General features: G+C 49.0%; 1 protein-coding gene. It reads left to right on the top strand.

Annotated features, from left to right (window positions below; genetic code table 11):
* Positions 1-102: 102 nt before the first annotated feature.
* The gene (locus RHEIN_RS17060) at positions 103-1,119 is read left to right on the top strand and encodes an IS110 family transposase (protein WP_008900227.1); all 1,017 of its coding nucleotides are present in this window, start codon (positions 103-105) and stop codon (positions 1,117-1,119) included.
* The last annotated feature ends 374 nt before the right edge of the window (positions 1,120-1,493 follow it).

The following is a 1,493-nucleotide window of genomic DNA, read 5'->3' as shown; positions in this document are numbered from 1 at the left end:
GCAAGACCTGATAATCATCTAGCCTAAGTGGCCTTGAATGGCCTCCGAGTTAATAGCTATTTTTTGATTGCCGTCAAAAACGTCTATTTCCAAGGAGGCCGTATGAAATTCTATGCCGGAATTGACCTTCACTCCAACAATTCGGTGCTGGTTATTCTTGATAGCAACGATAAAGTTATTTATTCCAAACGCTTACCTAATGATGTGCAAAGTATTCTTGGAGTACTTTCCATGTACAAAGAGCAGATTGAAGCGGTAGCCATAGAGTCGACCTACAACTGGTATTGGCTGGTGGATGCTTTACAAGCCGAAGGCTACGAAGTGCGTCTGGTGAACACCGCAGCCGTCGTGGTTTACGATGGCCTGAAGTACAGCGGCGACAAAGCCGATGCCAGACACCTTGCTCATTTATTGCGTTTGGGGCTGCTGCCTTGTGGCTATATTTATCCACGAGAACCACGGGCACTGCGTGATTTAGCCCGTAAACGTGCTCAGCTGGTTCGCCAGAGAACCACACAACTCCTTTCTATTAAAAATCTGTTAGCCCGCAATTGTGGGCAAGATACCTCCAGCGCTGTTATTAAAAAATGGACAGAAGAACAACTGAGCCAGTTGTCATTGCTTCCAGAGCAGCGCCTGGCACTGCAGGCCAATTGGACGGTGATGAAAGCTCTGGAGCAACAAATCAATGTCGTTGAATCCGAACTGCTGTATCAGCTCAAGCCGAACAAAGAATTCCAGCTTCTCAAAACCATGTCGGGGGTGGGCGATATTCTGTCGATGACGATTTATCTGGAAACCGGCGACATCAAGCGGTTTGACAGCTGTGGACAGTTTGCTTCCTACGCCCGGATGGTGGATTCAAAACGAGAATCCAATGGCAAGAAAAAAGGAGAAGGTAACCGCAAATGCGGCAACCGCTACTTATGCTGGGCTTTTATGGAAGCTTCGCATTTTGCGATTGCATCGAATGAAGATATCCGACGCTTTTATCAGCGCAAATGCAGCAAAGGCCCAAAGGTCGTGGCGATGAAAGCGGTGGCGCACAAGCTGGCTAGAGCCAGCTACAACATGCTCAAGAACGGAGAGGCATTCGATGTGAAGCGAGCCTTTAGCTGAGTTCGACACAGCGCAGATGATGCCGCCTTGGGGTTGGAATAACCATAGATCTGATTGCACGTCTGCGCTGTTTTACCTTGTTTGCCGTACTATCGCCTGCCGCCAGAGCCAGAAAGGGGTTGGTTTAAAACCATAGATCTGTCGCAGCACAAGCTGCATTCAATTGGACTGGTGGGAGAACAGAGGGTTTTCTGGGGCTACGACGTAGCCAGGGGCCGGACGCAGTGAGTCCCAAGCCTTGATCCTGATGGGTGACTGGAGCGATACATCGCCAACCACTAACGAGAACTAAAATGCGACGGTTGTAGGTTTACAAGGGAAAAGAAAAAGACGCGCACTTTGCAGTGCGCGAGGGTTTGATTACGCTATTGACA

It is taken from the genome of Rheinheimera sp. A13L, from assembly GCF_000217935.1.
GTDB lineage: Bacteria > Pseudomonadota > Gammaproteobacteria > Enterobacterales > Alteromonadaceae > Pararheinheimera.
This window is presented reverse-complemented; position numbering and strand designations above follow the sequence as displayed.

What these genes read in the sequence shown, in the direction of transcription:
- RHEIN_RS17060 (WP_008900227.1), top strand. Translation starts at nt 103, where the DNA reads ATGAAATTCTATGCCGGAATTGACCTTCACTCCAACAATTCGGTGCTG.